This window comes from Mucilaginibacter sp. JRF, from assembly GCF_015223065.1.
Classification (GTDB): domain Bacteria; phylum Bacteroidota; class Bacteroidia; order Sphingobacteriales; family Sphingobacteriaceae; genus Mucilaginibacter.
Map to the genome: position 1 here is coordinate 45,818 of NZ_JADFBY010000003.1, position 18,520 is coordinate 64,337.

Genomic DNA, 18,520 nt, shown 5'->3' on the forward strand with positions numbered 1-18,520 from the left:
ACTTTTACACCGGTGCACCAACGCATCAAACCTACTCCACCAACAAAAAACACAACCTACTGAAACAGAATACTCAATCGCACCGTTTAACCATCAACCAATTTTATTAACTATACCTATCTATCATGAAAAAACTTTCAGGACTTAGGCTCATGCTGTGGGCTATTGTAATTATTTTATTTGCGAGTTGTAAAAAGCAGGAGGCGCCGGCAGATAACCCTGCCGATACCGACACTATCAAAAAAGAAACTGCTGCATCGCCCATTTTTACCAATGCTCTGCCATCTATTGATAACGGCAGTTATTACGACCCATGGGTTATTCACGTTGGCGGCTTTTATTACTATTGCGGATCAGACGGTGGGCGGTTGTACATCACCAAATCGGCCACGTTGCAAAACCTGATACAGCAAACCAAAACCTACATCTTTACCCCACCGGCAGGCACCATGTATTCATCAAACCTGTGGGCGCCCGAATTGCATTATCGTGGCGGCCGATGGTACGTTTACTTTGCCGCTGATAATGGCAATAACGACAATCACCGCATGTTCGCGCTTGAAGGCGGCACCAACTCCGGCGACCCGCTTGCGGGGGCTTACAACTACAAAGCCAAACTTACCCCCACTACTGATCGCTGGGCTATTGACGGGCATCCGTTCGATTTTAATGGCGAACAGTATTTTGTATGGTCGGGATGGGAAGGCACCACCAACGTTTCGCAATATCTGTACATCGCTAAAATGAGCAACCCGTACACCATTACCGGCGAGCGTGTTGAAATATCTCGCCCGGATTATGCCTGGGAAAAGGTGGGCACACCAACCGTTAACGAAGGGCCAACATCACTCATCAGCGGCAGCACAGTGAATATCATTTACTCAGCCAGCGGCAGCTGGACAAATGATTATTGCCTGGGTCGACTTACCTGTACTAACAGTAATTTGATGGCTAAATCATCGTGGGTAAAACAATCAACCGCCGCATTCTCTAAGTTTGGCAATGTTTACGGGCCGGGGCATGCCTCATTTGTAAAATCGCCCGACGGTATACAGTGGTGGATAGTTTACCACGCCGCCAATACCAATGGCTCGGGCTGGGACAGGCGCCTGATGATGCAGCAATTTGCCTGGGATGGCAACATACCTTACTTCGGCATACCGATAGAAAAGGGCATACCTATACCATCGCCATCTGTAGGCGCGGCTTATGCCATGCCTGTGGCCAATGGCACGTATCGCATCAAATCAAAGGTAACCTCGCAATGTGTTGATGTACCCAGCGGCAGCACCACGCCCGGCGAGCAGATACAGCAATACACAGACAACGGCAACATCGCTCAAAAATGGGTGTTCACCAGTTTGGGGAATGGTTATTACAAGATCACATCGGCGGCATCAAACCTGTGCCTTGATAACGCGGGCGGATCGCTCACGGCCGGTAACATTTTAATACAGTGGACAGATAACAACAACATAGCCCAGCAATGGCGTGTGCAGGATATGGGCAACGGCTACTTTAAACTCATTAACCGCCGCAGCCTGTTCGCACTCAACGTACCGCAAAGCAACCAAACGCCCGGCACCAAGCTGGAGCAATGGTATGAAAACCAATACGACGCGGAACTGTGGCAGATAATACCGTAGATATTACTTAGTTTATTTAAAAGCCTCTCTGAATTAATTTGGAGAGGCTTTTAATTTTTCAAGACATTTTACAAGCTTGTTATACATAAAAACAATAATCATTCAAGCACAAAAAACATTTTTGATTTATTTGCGTGTTGATTCATTACCCGATCTACTTAAATGAAGCATCTATCAAACCTGTTAAATATCACTCACCCCATAGTACAAGCCCCCATGCTGGGCATTACCACTCCGGCTATGGTAGCTGCAGTGAGTAATGCAGGGGCTTTAGGCTCATTACCTGTTGGTGGCCTGTCGCCTGAGCGTACCCGGGAATTGATAAGAGCTACTAAGTCCTTAACAAACAGACCATTCGCAGTTAACTTGTTTGCCCACGAACCGGCACCTGAGATAAATAAAGCAGAAATTGAATTGATGCAGGATTTTTTGGCCGGGATATGTGCGGAGTACAGCATACCCTACCAGCGACAGGATGCGGACGCGTTTAAATTTTACTATTATGAGGATTTGATAGACGTGCTGTTAGAAGAAAACATCCCCATTGTAAGTGTTACTTTCGGGCAGTTAAAGCCTGATGTTATCTCGGCACTAAAACAAAACAATGTTAAACTCATCGGTACAGCAACCGGTGTTGCCGAGGCTAAGATTTTGGCACAAAGTGGTGTGGATGCTATAACCGTTCAGGGTATAGAAGCGGGTGGTCATCGTGGTAGTTTTTTACCTGAATCAGATTTACCACAAGTGGGATTATTTTCACTATTACCGCAAGTGGCGGGCGAGGTTGACCTGCCTTTATTGGCGGCCGGAGGTATTTACGACGCTCGGACTGTAAAAGCGGCATTTGCGCTGGGCACGGCGGGTGTACAGGTAGGCAGTATATTTATTATTGCCGATGAGAGCGCCGCGAGCGAGGCGTACAAACAAGCTGTGCTTAACTCCACCGACACATCAACGGCATTAACCCGCGCCTTTTCGGGCAAATGGGCCAGGGGTATACAAAACGAGTTTATGCAGCGTATGCAGGCCAGCGGTCTGCCCATCCCCTACTATACCATACAAAACCAACTGATGAGTTCGATAAGGGCACATGCTCAAAAGCATAACATTAAAGATTTTATAGCTTTATGGGCCGGGCAATCCGCCGGGAAAAGCGTGAGAGCCTCGACCCATCAAATTATTACCGCTTTAATAAATATGTTATAAATCAGACAACCGACGCAGGTCAGTCTTTCTTCATCACCCTCCTGATCACATTAAAATGATTATCCATGATGTACATCCGGTTATCATTGATACAAATACCTGATGCTCCGGCAAACAAAGCTGTATCAATCGGTCCATCATAAACAGCGAATACCGAATGTCTGGATATTGGTGTTTCTACTCCCGTAGTTGTCATGTGGGTTAGCTTGGCAATGCCGTAAGCTAAAAACAGCGATTCAACCGGTGATCTGTTAAAATTCTTATCTCGTTTTGCCACAGCCAGATCTGTAATAGACGTGTTTTGAATTTCATCATTACCATACACAAACGGAATAAGCTTAACTGTAGTAACGGCACCTTGTAATGTTACGCGGCGTACGCTTTTAAAGCGCCGTGGGCCATTGCCATCAATAACCCATAAATAACCATCGGCAGACAGCTTAATTGTAGTTACGTTATTAAATTTAGCTTTATTACCTACGCCATCCTCAAGTCCGGTAACGCCATTGCCTGCCAAAACCGATGCTGTGCCATCCGGGGTAACCTTAACAATTCTGTTATTTCCGGTATCGGCAATGTAGAGTGTATTATCAGGTGCTATGGCCAGATCGTAAGGCAAATACAACCCGTAAATTACATTTACCTCTATAGGTGTAAATACTCCGCTTTGCGATATCTTAGCTATCTTATTACCACCAACGGTTGTATATATGTCGCCATTTTTAGCGGCCTTTAGGGCAAAAAACGGCAACTTAGCCAAATAAAAAGGCTTTACAACCCCACCCGGACTAATTTTGTAAATACCCTCATAAGGAACGGTAACATATATATTTCCTGTACCATCACTACAAATTCTGTTTCCGGCTATGCTTCGTACATAGGTGCTTACCATTATGGGGTTGGTGGCGGCAAGTTTAGCGAGGGCATCATTGCTTGCCGATGTAGCTTGTGGGGTAATTGGCTCATCTTTTTTACAACCGGTGTAAACCAATAATGTGGCAATGAGCAAACATAGGGTGCTGATTTTGTAAAAAACACCTTTCATGGCATGTGTTTTTTCTTAGTTACAATTAATAACGGGGGAAGAAAAAGCACCAAGCAATTTTACGGCGTATCTAATTTATTGTACTCATAATATAAATACATCCACCTAAATATTATTGTACCATAATATGCGTATCGTCAACTTATTTGCATCACTAAAAAAATATTATCAACTGATATTACTTTCACTATATTAGCCCTTTATACGCTAAAATTACTATGATCAACAAGGCTGAAAGGCGCTTATTTTGAGCCGATAACGTTAGCGAGATAATTTGTATTAAAGTTTGGTGCGACGGATTGTTTTCCATGTTTAAAAGGTTAAATGAGGTTTGGTTTAAGCTGATCGGCAATTCGTCGGTATTTTCGTTAGAGAGCCGGATATTCCATTCCATTAGCATTGGTTTAATTATCATGTCTGTCGCGTATATTCCCTACAACTTTTTTGTAGGCATGTATGTGGCCTGCGCATCTAACTTATTGGTGGAGCTATTCTTTTTATACCAGTACTATAATTCCCGTTTTCGTTACAAATCGCACAGCACGGTAGTGTTTGCCATAACCGGGTTGCTTATTTTTTCGGTTAATTACTTTGCCAACTCGGGCATTGATGGCTCAACCGATCTGATCTGGCCGGCGTTCCTGTTACTACTGTTCGCTATTTCGCCTTACCGGTATCATTTTACCTGGCTTGTTATCTACCTCATATTTTTCACCATACTTCATATCGCGGCCTACTATCACCCCGAACTGGTTGACCACCCGTTTACCGCGGGCAAAGGCGAACTGATAGACCGCATTACCATTATACCCATACCAATAGTAGTAACCTATTTGGTAATTAAATACATACGCCGCAGTTACGATAAAGAGCGCGCCTCGGTTACCGAAAAGGCACTTGCCATTGAGGAGCAAAACCACCAGATACTTTTACAAAAAGACCAGCTTGAACAAAGCGACGCCGAAAAGAACAAGCTCATGTCCATCATATCGCACGATATGCGGGCCCCCCTCATTAACATACAAGGCTACCTGGAACTACTTAGCGAGAATGAGTTGCAAATAAGCGACCGCGCTTCTATTGAGCACGACCTGTTAGTAGCCACCAACAGCACGCTGGATATGCTGACCAATTTGCTGCAATGGTCACGATCGCAAATGCAGGGCGCATCGGTTAATCTGGCAGCTGTAAATTTGCTCAGCACACTAAAAAACACGCTGGAAATAAGTGTTGCGCAAGCCCATAAAAAAAGCATTATAATAACGCACGATATAGCGCCCGGCATAACCGTAATTGCCGATGCCGATATGCTGCAATTGGTGATACGTAACCTGATAAGCAACGCCATAAAATTCACCCCTAATAAGGGCACTATCAATATTACCACGCAGGCACTACAGCACGAGTGCAAAATAACCGTTAGCGATAACGGCCAGGGCATTCCACTTGATAAGCAGGACAAAATATTCTCCATCAACACCCAACCGGGCATGGGCACCAATAACGAAAAAGGCGTTGGCCTGGGCTTACACCTATGTAAGGAGTTTATCGAGCGCCAGGGCGGCCGCATCAGCTTTGAAAGTACCGTGGGTAAAGGTTCCTGCTTTTTTGTTTTTATACCGATGGATGGTGGGGTAAGCTAAAAAGTCTATTAAACAATATACTTAAAGAGCTATTTATAATTTGCTATTGCTTTATAAGCATTATACTGCTTTAATACGGATTCTATATATTTATCAACACCAGGTTTATTCCGGTGAGATATTATTTCTTTAGGTAGAAATAGCTTTCCTTTTCTAATAATGATTCCGGTTACCTCACAAGAATGTTTTCTGTAATGTATTTTTCTGTGATTAACAAAGAATCCATTTTGCTTCAAAGTCTCAAGTATTTGATTAGTATGCTTTTTAAAACACTCTATCGAGGAAAAAGTAAGGTCATCAACAAATACAGTAAAGGTGATATTTCTTTCTTTGCAAAACGTTTCTAAAAATTCAGCTGTTGACGAAAACACCAGATTGGCCAAAGTAGTTGAAGTAGGTGCACCTTGCGGTAGCGACCCTTTATAGGTAGTAAGATTTGTTATAGCTCTGGCTTCATTCCAAGTAAAACCTCTACTAATTAAGGTTTGATGAACTTGTGAATTAGTGATATTATTAAAGAATCCTTTTAAATCCACAGTAAAAAAGAATCTGCCGCTAATATGTTCTAAAGCATTTACTACGTTGTTCCTTTCCGTTATTCCACCATACATACAATCAGGTATTTCCAAGTTTTTGAGCTGATCATTTAATCCTCTTTGCAATACCTTTATATAATATACTGGCTTTATTATGTCACGCTTTTTAAATGAACCATCACTATTTTCCTGGGGGGTACCAAATTTCATTTTAGGCTGAGTCGTTTCCTGATAAAATTTACCGGGTGACTGTTGTAAGTGAGTGAATGTGGAACCTGGCATATTACACTTTCAAATTTGAAGAATAGAAAAATGAACCGGGGCGAGATTCAGTAAATATTAAGTCAATCAGTCGCTTGAGTAATTCAATAATCAAGATTACCAAAGTAATCTTTTTCATCTTACCCAGTTTGACAATCAGCAATTTAAACAAAAACTGATCCGCTTTTGAAAACTTTTCTCCGTTGTTTAAATAAATTTTTTCTAATTGCTTTCGAATTTGCTTACGCTTTTTCATGGCATTGGTTTTTTATTCGGAATTATTTCCGCCGCAAGTACCACCCATTACCATGTTTATGTTTCAAAAAACTTAGACCCGGTTTGTTAAAACTCATTATGGATTTTCCGCCGCAAAGCGAATAAGCCTTCTTAAAAAGAAGTATTAAATAATGGCAATGGACACAATTAGATTGTCAAAGAACTTATTTAAAGATAAGATACCAGAATAATATAGCTCAAGTCAATCTTATTAACATATTAACAATAAATGCTTTAATGCGAATTAATAAAATCTTGAGCACATAGCAAAAAAAGCCTCAAATCTTTCGACTTAAGGCCTTTTGATCGGTAGGTAGCGGGAACAGGACTCGAACCTATGACCTTCGGGTTATGAGCCCGACGAGCTACCAACTGCTCCATCCCGCACTGTATTTGGTATTGTACATAACGGGCATAACTCCGTAATGTTTGCTCCTTTATAAAAAAGAAGTCTTTTTGTTTTGCAGTCAGGCTGCTGTTTTGAAAGCAAAGGCCTTAAGTCGGTAAGACTTAAGGCCTCAAACTTTTTAGGTAGCGGGAACAGGACTCGAACCTATGACCTTCGGGTTATGAGCCCGACGAGCTACCAACTGCTCCATCCCGCACTATATTGTGCTTTTGTTTTCTTTCTCGTCATAACCTCGAAAAAGCCTTTTCAAATATCGAAATCGAAATTAAGATTTGTTTTGAATTGGACTGCAAAGATATAATTCGTTTCTTTGCAGTCCAAAAATATTTTAAAAAAAGTTTTTATGAGTCACAGGGCAGGTTTTGTTAGCATAATAGGTAAACCCAACGCAGGTAAATCAACGCTGATGAACCACCTCGTGGGCGAAAAAATGTCGGTAATTACGCCCAAGGCACAAACCACCAGGCACCGTATTTTGGGTATTGTTAACGGCGATGATTACCAAATTGTATTTTCAGATACCCCGGGCATCATCAAACCACACTATGCCCTGCACGAGAGCATGATGCACCAGGTTGAAGGCTCCATTGTTGATGCCGACCTGATATTGCTGGTTACCGATATTAACGAAAAGCACGACGAGGACGATGTGATCAAAAAGCTGCAAGGCTCGTTAGCGCCGCTGGCCATATTGATCAACAAGATCGATCAGTCGGACGCCGAAGTTGTAAAACAAAAGGTTGAATACTGGCAGCAAAAGCTTAACCCGAAGGCGGTGTTCGCCATATCGGCCCTGCACGAGCATAACCTGAAAGCCATTATGGATTTTATAATGGAGCACTTGCCCGAGCATCCGGCGTATTATGATAAGGACGCGCTGACAGACCGTAACGACCGCTTTTTCGCGTCGGAAATGATACGTGCCCAGGTATTCAAACAATACAAAAAGGAGATACCGTACAGCACCGAGGTTATTGTTACCGCCTTTGTTGAGGGCGAAACCTTACACCGCATCAGCGCCGAAATAATTGTGGAGCGCGATTCGCAAAAAAACATCCTGATAGGCAAAAACGGCGAAATGCTGAAAATAGTAGGCAAATATGCCCGTCTGGATATGGAGGAGTTCTTTCAGCGCAAGGTATTCCTGGAGATGTTCGTAAAAGTTATCCCCGACTGGCGCAGCAAAAAGAACTATTTAAAGAAGTTTGGATACGAGTAATATATAAGATATGAGATATTAGACGTGAGATTTGAGATAATCTTCCGTCCTTTGTCTTACAAATTTAGATGTAGTTAAGTATATATGTTGGCGTGCCATCTCATATCTTAAATCTCACATCTCAAATCTAAAAACAGAATGAGTAATATAGTAGCTATAGTAGGCAGGCCCAATGTTGGCAAGTCAACCCTTTACAACCGTTTAACAGAAACCCGCAAGGCCATTGTTGACGATTTTAGCGGCGTTACGCGCGACAGGCACTACGGTGTAGCTGAGTGGACCGACCGCACGTTCACCGTGATTGATACCGGTGGTTACGTAGCCCGGTCAGAAGATGTATTTGAAACCGCCATCCGCGAGCAGGTGGTTATAGCCATTGAGGAAGCCAGCGTTATCCTGTTCATGGTTGATGTTACCACCGGCATAACCGATCTGGATGATGAGATAGCCTCCCTGCTACGCAAGGGCAACAAGCCTGTATTTGTGGTGGTTAACAAGGTTGACAATACCATGCTACAGTCGGATGCTACCATATTCTACAGCCTTGGCCTGGGCGAGATCTACAACCTATCATCCATGACAGGTTCAGGCACCGGCGAATTGCTTGACGATGTGATAAAACACTTTGACGAGGAATTACCGGAGGAGAACGCACTGCCTAAATACGCCATAGTGGGCAGGCCTAACGTGGGTAAATCATCTATTATTAACGCGCTGCTTGGCCAGCAACGTAATATTGTTACCCCGATAGCAGGCACCACGCGCGACTCTATCCATATACGCTACAACCAATACGGTCACGATTTTATGCTGATAGATACTGCCGGTTTGCGTAAAAAAACCAAGGTTAAAGAGAATATCGAATTCTACTCGGTAATGCGTACCATCAAAGCGCTTGAGGAGGCCGATGTGGTTATACTGATGGTTGATGCTGTTGAAGGTTTGGAAGCACAGGATATCAACATTTTCCACCTGGCCGAAAAGAACAAGAAAGGCATCATGGTGGTAGTGAACAAGTGGGACCTGATCGAGAAGAACAGCAAAACCGTTAAGGTTTTTGAGGAACAGATAAAAGAAAAGATAGCGCCTTTTACTGATGTGCCTATCGTTTTCACTTCGGTTACCGAAAAGCAACGTGTATTAAAGGTGATAGATGTGGCTAATAAGGTTTACGAGAACCGCGCCCGCAAAATATCAACCTCAAAGCTGAATGATGTTATGCTGCCGATAATTGAGAACTATCCGCCGCCGGCATTAAAAGGTAAACACGTTAAAATTAAGTATGCTACACAGATCAGTGGCACATCGCCCATGTTCGCGTTCTTTTGTAACCTGCCGCAATACATCAAAGAGCCTTACTATCGCTTTGTAGAGAACAAACTACGCGAGAACTTTGATTTCTCAGGCGCGCCAATCCAGGTTTGGTTCAGGCAGAAATAATATAAAAAATACTATTGTGATATAAAACGAGAAAGGGCGCTCAAATGAGCGCCCTTTCTTTATGCTGTAATTTTTCTGAATTTATATCTTTTCTATCAGGCAAACGGCGTAAGCGACTACACCTTCTTCGCGGCCAATAAAGCCAAGCTGTTCGTTAGTGGTGGCTTTGATGGATATGTCTTCCTCGCTGATGCCTGCCGCTTCGGCAATATTTTTTTGCATGACCGGTATATGTGGGTTTATTTTGGGTGCTTCAAGGCATACCATAGCGTCGATGTTACCTATCGTCCAACCCTTTTCGGCCAATAGTTTGATAACATGCTGTAACAGTACTAAGCTGCTGATACCTTTCCAGCGATCATCTTTGTTGGAGAAATGAAAACCTATATCGCGCAGATTAGCCGCGCCCAGTAGCGCATCGCAAATGGCATGCAGCATTACGTCGGCATCTGAGTGGCCGTACGCGCCCGAATGATGATCTAACTTTACTCCCCCTAAAACAAAGGGGTGATTTTCACGCAGCTGGTGAACATCAAACCCGAAACCTACACGTATTTTAGCCACAATTATTTTTTGCCGCCAAAGTTAGCAGATAATGTGAAACGCAGGGTATTGGCCAGCGCGCTGTTTTGCTGATTGGCCGCCAGGTACGAAAAATCGAATGTAAAATCCTGATACTTGAAGCCTACACCCATGGTAAGATATTTACGTCCGCCTTTTGAGGCAGCCTCGTAAAAATAACCTGTACGTAAAGCGAATTGTTGGTTATACCAATACTCCAAACCCGGTGATATGGTGATCTCCTTGATCTCCTCACTAAAACCTCCCGGCGCATCTGAGAATGATTGGAAGATACCTGCCGGCACCGATACATCATCGCCATTATTAATGCTGCCATCAGGGTTAACCGTGGTGGTTGGTACCAACAGCTTGTTAACATCAAAAGCGAAGGTAACCTGGTTGGTTTCATCTAAAAACCAGGTGTTGGCTATACCCAGCTTCATGTTAGTAGGCAAAAAGTAACGGGGGCCGTTATCAGTATAACCTATTTTAGTACCGATGTTTGATATATTGGCACCAAACGCGAATATAGCATCCTTACCGAACTGCTGCGTTGGGTTTTTATAGTACATGGAAACATCGGCCGCTACGGCATTGGCAGCACGCGCGGTTTGCGATGATCCCGAAACGAACGATATGTTTGATAGGTTAGAACGTATATAACGCAATGTTAAACCCAGCGACAAATTCTCGCCAAACTTACGCGCGAATGACCCATCCAGCGAGAACTCATTAGGCGTGTACGATCCCTGGCTTGTACCGCTTTCATCAGCCAAAGCGATGGAGCCGAGGTTGAAGTAACGCAGCGACAAACCCAAGCTGTTACGATCATCCAGCTTATGGGCATAGCTCAGGTAAGCCAGGTTAACATCAGGCACTAATCGGCGCAGCCACGGGCTGTAGGATAGTGATAAAGTGTGGTTTTCTTCGAGGAAAGCCAGTTTTGACGGGTTCCAGTACGCCGCGTTCGCATCGGGCGAAATAGCTACCCCGGCATCACCCATAGCGCCTGAGCGCGAGTCGGGCGAAATGTTCAAAAACGGCACCTCGGTACGTATGGCCGTTCCCGAGCTTCCGTTCAAATTGGTTTGCGCCATAGCAGCACCGGGCAGCATTATGGCCGCGTATATTGATGCTTTAAAAAAATCAAGCTTCATTTAGCTGGTTGAGTAAGAGTTATACTCCAAATATATGAATTTAGATGACCGTCACATCTAATAAAACCACAATTGATGATTATGCATAATTATGTAACAAATTTCACCACATTTGCGTTAAAAAATCAGTAAACAAAACGCACCACACTATTGTATTAAAGGTGGAAGTTGCTACTTTTACCACTAATATATTGCTTGAAATAAACATGAAGATAACTTTTACAAGAACTGCTTTGGCGCTATTGATAGTTGGGATGGCCGTAACCGGCTGTTCTAAAAAACAGCGTTCGCAAAAAACAGGCCTTGTGTATAACGACAGATCTAACGGTGGTTATATGCGTTTCAGGCAAACGCACCCCAGTCCGGGGCCCGGGCTTGTGCCTATTGAGGGCGGTACATTTGTAATGGGTGGCAGTGCCGATCAGGATATTACCTTTGATTATAATAACGTGCGCAGGCGTGTTACCGTACCATCTTTTTATATGGACGAAACCGAGGTATCAAACCAGGATTGGCTTGATTACCTGCACTGGATCAATATCACTTTCCCTGATGATCGTGAAATGTACTACAACGCTACGCCTGATACACTGGTTTGGCGCAGGCCGTTATCATACAACGAACCTTACGTTGATAACTACTTAAGGCACCCTGCATTTCAGGATTACCCTGTAGTAGGTGTTACCTGGGAGCAGGCGCAGGAGTATTGCGTTTGGCGTACCGACCGTACCAACGAGAACATTTTACGTGAAGGTGGTTACTTAGCCAACTGGAAAGATAATGCCGCACGTAAAGGCAAAGAGCCTTTCAATACCGATATTTATACCAACAACCAATACCGTGGTGAAGGCATCGATGGTAAAAAAATGATGCCCGATCTTAACCCGAACGCTCAGGCCGGACAAGGCGGCAAAGCCGTTCGCCCGGTACGTATGGAAGATGGTATCATAAAACAAGGTTACCGCCTGCCATCAGAGGCTGAGTGGGAATACGCGGCGCTATCGCTTGTTGGTAATACCGAGTTTGAAAATATTAACGATGGCAAAATATACCCATGGAATGGCATGGGTGTACGCTCACCTAAAAAATCGACCCGTGGCTTAATGCTGGCCAACTTTAAACGTGGTGCTGGCGATAACGCCGGTGTTGGTGGTTACCTGAATGACAAGGCCGATATTACCGCGCCTGTACGTTCATACGAGCCTAACGATTTTGGCTTGTACAACATGGCCGGCAACGTAAACGAGTGGGTGGCTGATACCTATCGCCAAATGTCGTTCGAGGATTTTGAGGACTTCAACCCTTTCCGTGGTAACGAATTCACAAACAAACGCATGGCCGACCCTGCTAAAGGTGTTTATGCGAAAGATAAATACGGTCGCCCTATAAAGGATGCCGCTAAAACAAATCGCAAAATGAAGTACAGCGAGTTTATTGCCACACAACAAGGCGGTGTTACACAAAACTCAACCGGCGATGTGCAGGCTCCTGCTTCAACAGATACTACAGGCATCAGAACAAATACTGTACCTGCCGCAATTGCAGGCAAGCCATACAATAACGATTTCCGCGGTTATGTTGATACCGTTGATGCCAAGCTATACGGCACCACAACCTTGGTTAACAACCGCTCAAAGGTTTACAAAGGCGGCTCATGGAATGATATGGCCTACTGGTTAAATCCGGCCACCCGTCGTTTTATGGATCAGGATAACTCCAGCGCCGAAGTTGGTTTCCGCTGCGCCATGACGATGGTAGGTGCCCCCGAAATAAATCCACAAGGCAAACCCCACATCAGGGTTAAAAAGCCTTCAAGATAATATCTTACAGACATAAAAAGGGAAAGCCGTGATCAGTTGATCGCGGCTTTCCCTTTTTAATATAATATCATCTATTTCAAACGAGCGTCGGCCTGGCAGAAAACCGGGCCAGGGAGTATGGCCTGTGGGTGGAAGGTTTTTTCTGCCTTGATGTTTGGTTACTTTGCATCTAAGGTAAAGTAACTGGGCTCTGCGCCCAAGAGCAGGCTGACGATGATAAAAGCACAACTTTTGAAATAAAGCATAAACATTCAATAAAGCAAAGTTCATTACCTGTCCTCAATTTCTTTTGAGCGATCAAAAGAAACAAAAATCGCCGGCTACGCCCTGCCCGGTGAAAGTTTCTGCTTTGGCAGAGCTTGTGCTACTCCGGGCATTTCTGATGCCGGTAAAAGAGGTTATTTACGGATTGTGCTTGGGTTTTATGGATAACATCAATTCCCTCCCCACGGGAGGGTTAGGGAGGGGTTTCGCAAATTATTACATTCTACAATCTTGTCATTCCGAACGAAGAAGAAATCTGCATGCGTTCAATAGCGTAGCTTCGATTTCTATAATAGAAGCAAATGCTGCCGATCACGGCCTCTATTTTTATTCTGTTAAAGGATTATAATTTGTAAACCTTGTATATGAAGCATCCTCCATAATCTTCTTTTTAATTAGCTTTCGCCTTCCCAACTTATCCGTTTCGTATACGCTAACCTTGCCGTCTTCCTCGCAATCAACCCTTGCTATCTCCCTTAAACTATCCAACTCGATCTTTGCAAAAACAGTTGAGCAACTAACTCCGTAAAGGGCAAACGCGTCGATACAATTAAGGCCTGCATTATACTCCATATTAGGAAAGTCCTCTGAATTAGTAATTGATATTAGCTTTTTGCTTTTATCGTCATAAATAAAAAGCCTACGTAGCTCATTTGCTCCCCTGCCTGCAGCATTTGATGTAACAGTAATATCATTAAGCTTATCATTACTAAAATCGGAAATATCCGGCTTCAAAGCTATCGCTGAATTGGTTTCAAAAAGATAATTATTTTGAAGGCTCCAGTTTACAGATTCTTTTTTATAGAACTTAACACTTAAATATATATCCTCTGAAATTTGGTATTTATTTATTTCGACCTTTGATCTTCCCTTCTCTCCAATACTGGCACTATCCACAAACACTTCAAGAATCTCGGCTTTCTTATTTAGCGAATCTTTTATTGGTAATTTAGTCATATCGGTAACTTTTCCAACAGTATCAGCTACCTTTTTATCAGAGCTGCCCGAACACGAAGCAAACAGGAATAATAGTAATAAGATACAGGATTTCATGATTTAAAGGTAGAGAAATTACCCTTACCTCGTAAACACGTACTGCATCAAATTAGCACCCATTTTAAGGGCCTTGAGGCGGGTTTCCTGGCTGTCGCCGGGGTAGGTGCCATAATCTTCCCAGCCGTTGCCTAAGTCGCTCTCGTAGGAGTAAAAACACACCAGTCTGCCTTTGTATATTAAACCGAAGGCCTGAGGGCGTTTGTCATCATGTTCGTGCACTTTGGGCAGACCGTTGGGCATATCGTACTTTTGGTGGAAAACGGGATGGTTAACCGGCAGCTCAACAAAGTCAAGTTCCGGGAATACCTTCTTCATTTGCGGACGGATAAATTTATCCAGCCCATAGTTATCATCAATATGCAAAAAGCCGCCGCCTGTTAAATATTTGCGCAGATTTTGCGCTTCCTGTGCCGAGAAGATCACGTTTCCGTGGCCGGTCAGGAATACAAAGGGATAATCAAATAGTTGCGAACTGCCTACCTCCACAATTTCTTCCTCAGCCTGAAAATTGGTTTTCAGGTTATCGTTACAAAACTTAATGAGGTTTTGCAGGGCCGTGCGGTCGCCGTACCAATCGCCGCCACCGTTGTACTTTACCCGCCCTATTTTGTACGTAGGCGCATTAAACCCGCTGAACAGCAAGACCGCACTTATAATGGCCGACCAAAGCAATCCCTTTTTCATATACGGTTTAAAAAGTTCACTTCAAAGCAAGCCTCTAATGCTGCTGTTTCGGTACGCAAGCGGCTTTCACCTAAAGTTATGGGTTTGTAACCGGCATTCAAAGCGGCAACCACTTCACTGTCGGTAAAATCGCCCTCGGGACCAATGAGCATGGTACTGGGGCCTCCGGGGGTTAAAACCGACTTTAATGCCTCTTTATCGCCGGGGCCGCAATGGGCTATAAAACCCTGACCGTTTAATCCAGCAGTTATAAACTTATTGAAAGCCACAGGCTCGTTCAATACCGGGTGATATGCTTTAATGGATTGTTTTACCGCCGAGGTGATGATACGATTCAGGCGATCAACACGGGCTTCCTTACGTTCGGAGCGCTGGCAGATAACGAGCGATATCTCATCAATGCCTATCTCGGTGGCTTTTTCAAGAAACCACTCCAAACGCTCAATATTTTTTGTGGGCGCTACCGCGATGTGCAGGTAATGGTTGCGCTGCTGATAGCTTTCAGTTACCGATGTTATATCCAGTATGGTACGCTTGGGGTGGGCATCCTTAATGCGGGCAATATAAAAACCGCCGCGGCCATCAATAAGCTGCACTTCATCGCCAACATTAAGGCGCAATACGCGCACACAATGTTTGCTTTCCTCCTCGTTTAAAAAGTATTGCTGTACCGAAGGCTCAATATCGGGTGTATAGAACAGATGCATAGATGCAAATTAATGCAAATCTACGGTATCTTCATCATTTATCAGCAGTTCGAGTTTTACGGCCTCAATGTTTTGGTCTGATTTTTTGAGTACGGTGATGTTATATCCGTTAGCTTCCTTTTGCTCGCCAACGTCAGGTATCTTACCAAACAGATCGCCCAGCCAACCCGAAACGGTATCATAATCGCCATCCTCAGGCAGATCGTGCGGCAGGTGCTCGTTAACATCGTAAATAGAAGCCAGCGCGTTCACAATAAACTCACGCTCGTTCACTTCCTCTACAATAGGTTTTTCCTCGTCGTATTCGTCCTGTATCTCACCTACCAGTTCCTCAACAATATCTTCAAGGGTAACCATACCGGCGGTGCCGCCAAACTCATCAAGCACAATAGCTATCTGTATGCGTTTTTGCTGCAACTCAGCCATCAGATCGTTGATCTTTTTGGTTTCAGGCACAAAGTATGGTTTACGGATAATGTCCTTCAGGTTGATCTCCTCGCCTTTTACCATTAACGGCAGGATGTCCTTAGTATGCACAATGCCTACTATCTTATCAATAACCTCCTCATAAACCGGCATACGCGAGTAGCCTTCTTCGATCAGTGTTTCGAGCAACTCCTGTTTACCGGTATCAATATCAATACCCGATATTTTGGTACGCGGCACCATGATGTTTTTCACTACGCGCTCGTTAAACTCAAACACGTTCTGTATCAGTTCGTGCTCGTTACTATCCAGCGCGCCGCTTTCCTTACCTTGTTCAAGCAGGTATTGCAATTCTTCGGAGCTGTGGTGGCTTTCAGAACCATGTACGCTGATCACGCCAAAAGTTCGCAATATAAAATTGGCGAAGCCATTAAGCGCCCAAATAAACGGCCTGAATACTACAAAGAACACCCGCAACGGCACCGAAACGGCCATTACCGTGCGTATTGATTTTTGAATAGCTATTGATTTTGGCGCAAGCTCGCCGAATACGATGTGCATCACCGTAATAAACAGGAACGCTACCACGTGGCTGGCATTAATTGCCCAGCCGGAGTTGATAACCACGCCAAGGGCCGAGAACAGCTTTAGCATGAGTGTGGTTACCACTTCTTCGCCCGCCCAGCCTAAACCAAGCGATGCAAGAGTGATACCCAGCTGTGTGGCAGCCAGGTATCCATCTAAATTATGCATTATGCCACGGGCCACCTTCGCGGTTTGACTGCCCGATTTGGCTTTAATTTCTATTTGCGAGCCGCGAACCCTCACCATTGCAAATTCGGCTGCAACAAAGAAACCGTTGAGCAATACCAAAAAGAAGGTAAGGAATATCTGAAAACCGCTTATGTGTAGTTCGAGTCCGGGGTCCATGTATTAATTATTGGTAAACGGGAAAGGTAGTTTGATAAAGCTCAAGGCTTTCTTCAATTACCTTGTGTGCGTAACTTACGCCAAGCCACTTTTCAATGGTTACGTTTTTGCCTTCAAGGGTTTTGTAATCCTGGAAGAAACGAACAATCTCTTTCATGGTATGCGGCGGAAGCTCAGCAATGTCATTAATGTAGTTAACAGACATGTCATTCTTGGCAACGGCAATAATCTTGTCGTCCTGCTCACCACCATCAACCATGTGCATAACGCCTATTACTTTAGCCTCGATGATAGACATCGGGTAAACGTCAACTGAGCAAAGTACCAGAATGTCAAGCGGATCTTTATCATCGCAATAAGTTTGCGGGATAAAGCCGTAATTGGCCGGGTACATTACTGATGAAAAAAGCACACGGTCAAGCTTTAACAAACCTGAGTCTTTATCTATCTCGTATTTTGCTTTCGAGCCTTTAGGGATCTCGATGATCGCGTTTACTGTTTCCGGAACATTTTTACCAGGTGATACCTGATGCCATGGGTGCTGAGTACTCATTTATCTTATATATCTTTATTATCAATTTCGTTTTCTTTAACACTTTTACCGCTAATAAGTTTCTTTTTCAGGAAAGCAAATATCAGGGGGGCAGTTGTTATCACTAAGAATGCTAAAATAACATATTGCAGGTAATTTTCTATCTCCGGATAGCTCCTGCCTAAAAAATAACCCGCCAATGTAAGTACGCTCACCCATAAAACGCTGCCCGTTATATTGTAAATGGTGAACTTTTTAAAACTTACCTTAACAACTCCTGCAAAGATAGGCGCAAAAGTCCTGATTATTGGAAAAAATCTGCCTAAAATAAGCGCTGTGCCCCCATATTTGTGATAAAATTCCTCGGCCACCATCACATATCGCTTTTTAAAGAACCACGAGTCCTTGCGTTTATACAGCAAAGGCCCCGTTCGGTAGCCAAACCAGTAGCCCACATAGTTGCCTAAAATACCCGCTATGGCCAGCGAAAGTACCAGCATACTGATGTCAACCGGTAACTTACCCGCCGCGCAAAATATGCCGGCCATAAATAAAAGATAATCGCCGGGAAGAAAGAAACCAAAGAAAAGGCCCGTTTCGGCAAAAACAACAACAAGCAAAACGTAAAAGCCAAGACCGATTATGGTATTGGCATCAGTTAAACTTTGCAGGCTATCCCAGATGTTTTCCATGCAGTGTGGC

The 18,520-nt window shown here is 43.9% G+C and carries 17 protein-coding genes and 2 tRNA genes; 6 read left to right on the plus strand and 13 right to left on the minus strand.

Features of this window, described 5'->3' with window-relative positions:
• Positions 1–125 precede the first annotated feature (125 nt).
• Together IM792_RS08785 and IM792_RS08790 are read left to right on the plus strand one after the other, a co-directional pair.
• A complete protein-coding gene (locus tag IM792_RS08785) occupies positions 126–1,646 on the plus strand; it encodes a family 43 glycosylhydrolase (RefSeq protein WP_194101486.1) in 1,521 nt (506 codons plus the stop codon).
• A 162-nt stretch (positions 1,647–1,808) separates the two neighbouring features.
• Complete coding sequence (locus IM792_RS08790; protein WP_194101487.1) at positions 1,809–2,852, plus strand: nitronate monooxygenase; 1,044 nt, start codon at positions 1,809–1,811, stop codon at positions 2,850–2,852.
• A 19-nt stretch (positions 2,853–2,871) separates the two neighbouring features.
• Here IM792_RS08790 and IM792_RS08795 read toward each other — a convergent pair whose 3' ends face one another.
• On the minus strand, positions 2,872–3,897 hold the full coding sequence (locus tag IM792_RS08795) for a hypothetical protein (protein ID WP_194101488.1): 1,026 nt from the start codon (positions 3,895–3,897) through the stop codon (positions 2,872–2,874).
• 308 nt (positions 3,898–4,205) lie between these two features.
• On the opposite strand from IM792_RS08795, the gene IM792_RS08800 reads away from it, so the two are divergent.
• Positions 4,206–5,540: a HAMP domain-containing sensor histidine kinase gene (locus IM792_RS08800; RefSeq protein WP_194101489.1), complete on the plus strand. Its 1,335-nt coding sequence runs from the start codon at positions 4,206–4,208 to the stop codon at positions 5,538–5,540.
• Between the two features lie 29 nt (positions 5,541–5,569).
• Here the strand turns inward: IM792_RS08800 and IM792_RS08805 are convergent, their stop codons facing one another.
• The 4 genes from IM792_RS08805 to IM792_RS08820 all read right to left on the minus strand — a co-directional run bounded on the left by IM792_RS08805 (position 5,570) and on the right by IM792_RS08820 (position 7,218).
• Positions 5,570–6,286: a reverse transcriptase family protein gene (locus IM792_RS08805; RefSeq protein ID WP_194101490.1), complete on the minus strand. Its 717-nt coding sequence runs from the start codon at positions 6,284–6,286 to the stop codon at positions 5,570–5,572.
• A gap of 73 nt (positions 6,287–6,359) precedes the next feature.
• On the minus strand, positions 6,360–6,593 hold the full coding sequence (locus IM792_RS08810) for a hypothetical protein (RefSeq protein WP_194101491.1): 234 nt from the start codon (positions 6,591–6,593) through the stop codon (positions 6,360–6,362).
• Positions 6,594–6,927: 334 nt separating this feature from the next.
• A tRNA-Met gene (locus tag IM792_RS08815) sits at positions 6,928–7,000 on the minus strand.
• A gap of 145 nt (positions 7,001–7,145) precedes the next feature.
• Positions 7,146–7,218: transfer RNA gene (locus tag IM792_RS08820), tRNA-Met, on the minus strand.
• 147 nt (positions 7,219–7,365) lie between these two features.
• On the opposite strand from IM792_RS08820, the gene era reads away from it, so the two are divergent.
• Together era and der are read left to right on the plus strand one after the other, a co-directional pair.
• Positions 7,366–8,241 carry a GTPase Era gene (gene era / locus IM792_RS08825; protein ID WP_194101492.1) on the plus strand — a complete coding sequence of 292 codons (876 nt, stop codon included), beginning with the start codon at positions 7,366–7,368 and terminating at the stop codon, positions 8,239–8,241.
• Positions 8,242–8,379: 138 nt separating this feature from the next.
• Positions 8,380–9,681: a ribosome biogenesis GTPase Der gene (gene der / locus IM792_RS08830; protein ID WP_194101493.1), complete on the plus strand. Its 1,302-nt coding sequence runs from the start codon at positions 8,380–8,382 to the stop codon at positions 9,679–9,681.
• A gap of 81 nt (positions 9,682–9,762) precedes the next feature.
• Here der and ispF read toward each other — a convergent pair whose 3' ends face one another.
• Together ispF and porV are read right to left on the minus strand one after the other, a co-directional pair.
• Positions 9,763–10,245 carry a 2-C-methyl-D-erythritol 2,4-cyclodiphosphate synthase gene (ispF, locus tag IM792_RS08835; protein WP_347343806.1) on the minus strand — a complete coding sequence of 161 codons (483 nt, stop codon included), beginning with the start codon at positions 10,243–10,245 and terminating at the stop codon, positions 9,763–9,765.
• A gap of 2 nt (positions 10,246–10,247) precedes the next feature.
• Complete coding sequence (porV, locus tag IM792_RS08840) at positions 10,248–11,399, minus strand: type IX secretion system outer membrane channel protein PorV (RefSeq protein WP_194101494.1); 1,152 nt, start codon at positions 11,397–11,399, stop codon at positions 10,248–10,250.
• A gap of 206 nt (positions 11,400–11,605) precedes the next feature.
• Here porV and IM792_RS08845 point away from each other — a divergent pair, with 206 nt between their 5' ends.
• The gene (locus IM792_RS08845) at positions 11,606–13,219 is read left to right on the plus strand and encodes an SUMF1/EgtB/PvdO family nonheme iron enzyme (RefSeq protein WP_194101495.1); all 1,614 of its coding nucleotides are present in this window, start codon (positions 11,606–11,608) and stop codon (positions 13,217–13,219) included.
• A 591-nt stretch (positions 13,220–13,810) separates the two neighbouring features.
• Here the strand turns inward: IM792_RS08845 and IM792_RS08850 are convergent.
• From IM792_RS08850 to IM792_RS08875, 6 genes are all read right to left on the minus strand, one after another.
• Entirely contained in the window at positions 13,811–14,440 is a 630-nt protein-coding gene (locus tag IM792_RS08850; RefSeq protein ID WP_194101496.1) for a hypothetical protein, read from the minus strand.
• A 120-nt stretch (positions 14,441–14,560) separates the two neighbouring features.
• Positions 14,561–15,223 (minus strand): DUF4159 domain-containing protein, encoded by a 663-nt coding sequence (locus tag IM792_RS08855; RefSeq protein ID WP_194101497.1) that lies wholly within the window; start codon positions 15,221–15,223, stop codon positions 14,561–14,563.
• Positions 15,220–15,930, minus strand: coding sequence for a 16S rRNA (uracil(1498)-N(3))-methyltransferase (locus tag IM792_RS08860; protein ID WP_194101498.1), 711 nt, complete (start codon positions 15,928–15,930; stop codon positions 15,220–15,222). The genes IM792_RS08855 and IM792_RS08860 overlap by 4 nt, the downstream gene beginning before the upstream one ends.
• A 9-nt stretch (positions 15,931–15,939) precedes the next feature.
• Complete coding sequence (locus tag IM792_RS08865) at positions 15,940–17,286, minus strand: hemolysin family protein (RefSeq protein ID WP_194101499.1); 1,347 nt, start codon at positions 17,284–17,286, stop codon at positions 15,940–15,942.
• A gap of 7 nt (positions 17,287–17,293) precedes the next feature.
• The gene (locus IM792_RS08870) at positions 17,294–17,839 is read right to left on the minus strand and encodes an inorganic diphosphatase (protein WP_194101500.1); all 546 of its coding nucleotides are present in this window, start codon (positions 17,837–17,839) and stop codon (positions 17,294–17,296) included.
• 5 nt (positions 17,840–17,844) lie between these two features.
• Entirely contained in the window at positions 17,845–18,510 is a 666-nt protein-coding gene (locus IM792_RS08875) for a DedA family protein (protein WP_194101501.1), read from the minus strand.
• Positions 18,511–18,520: the final 10 nt, after the last annotated feature.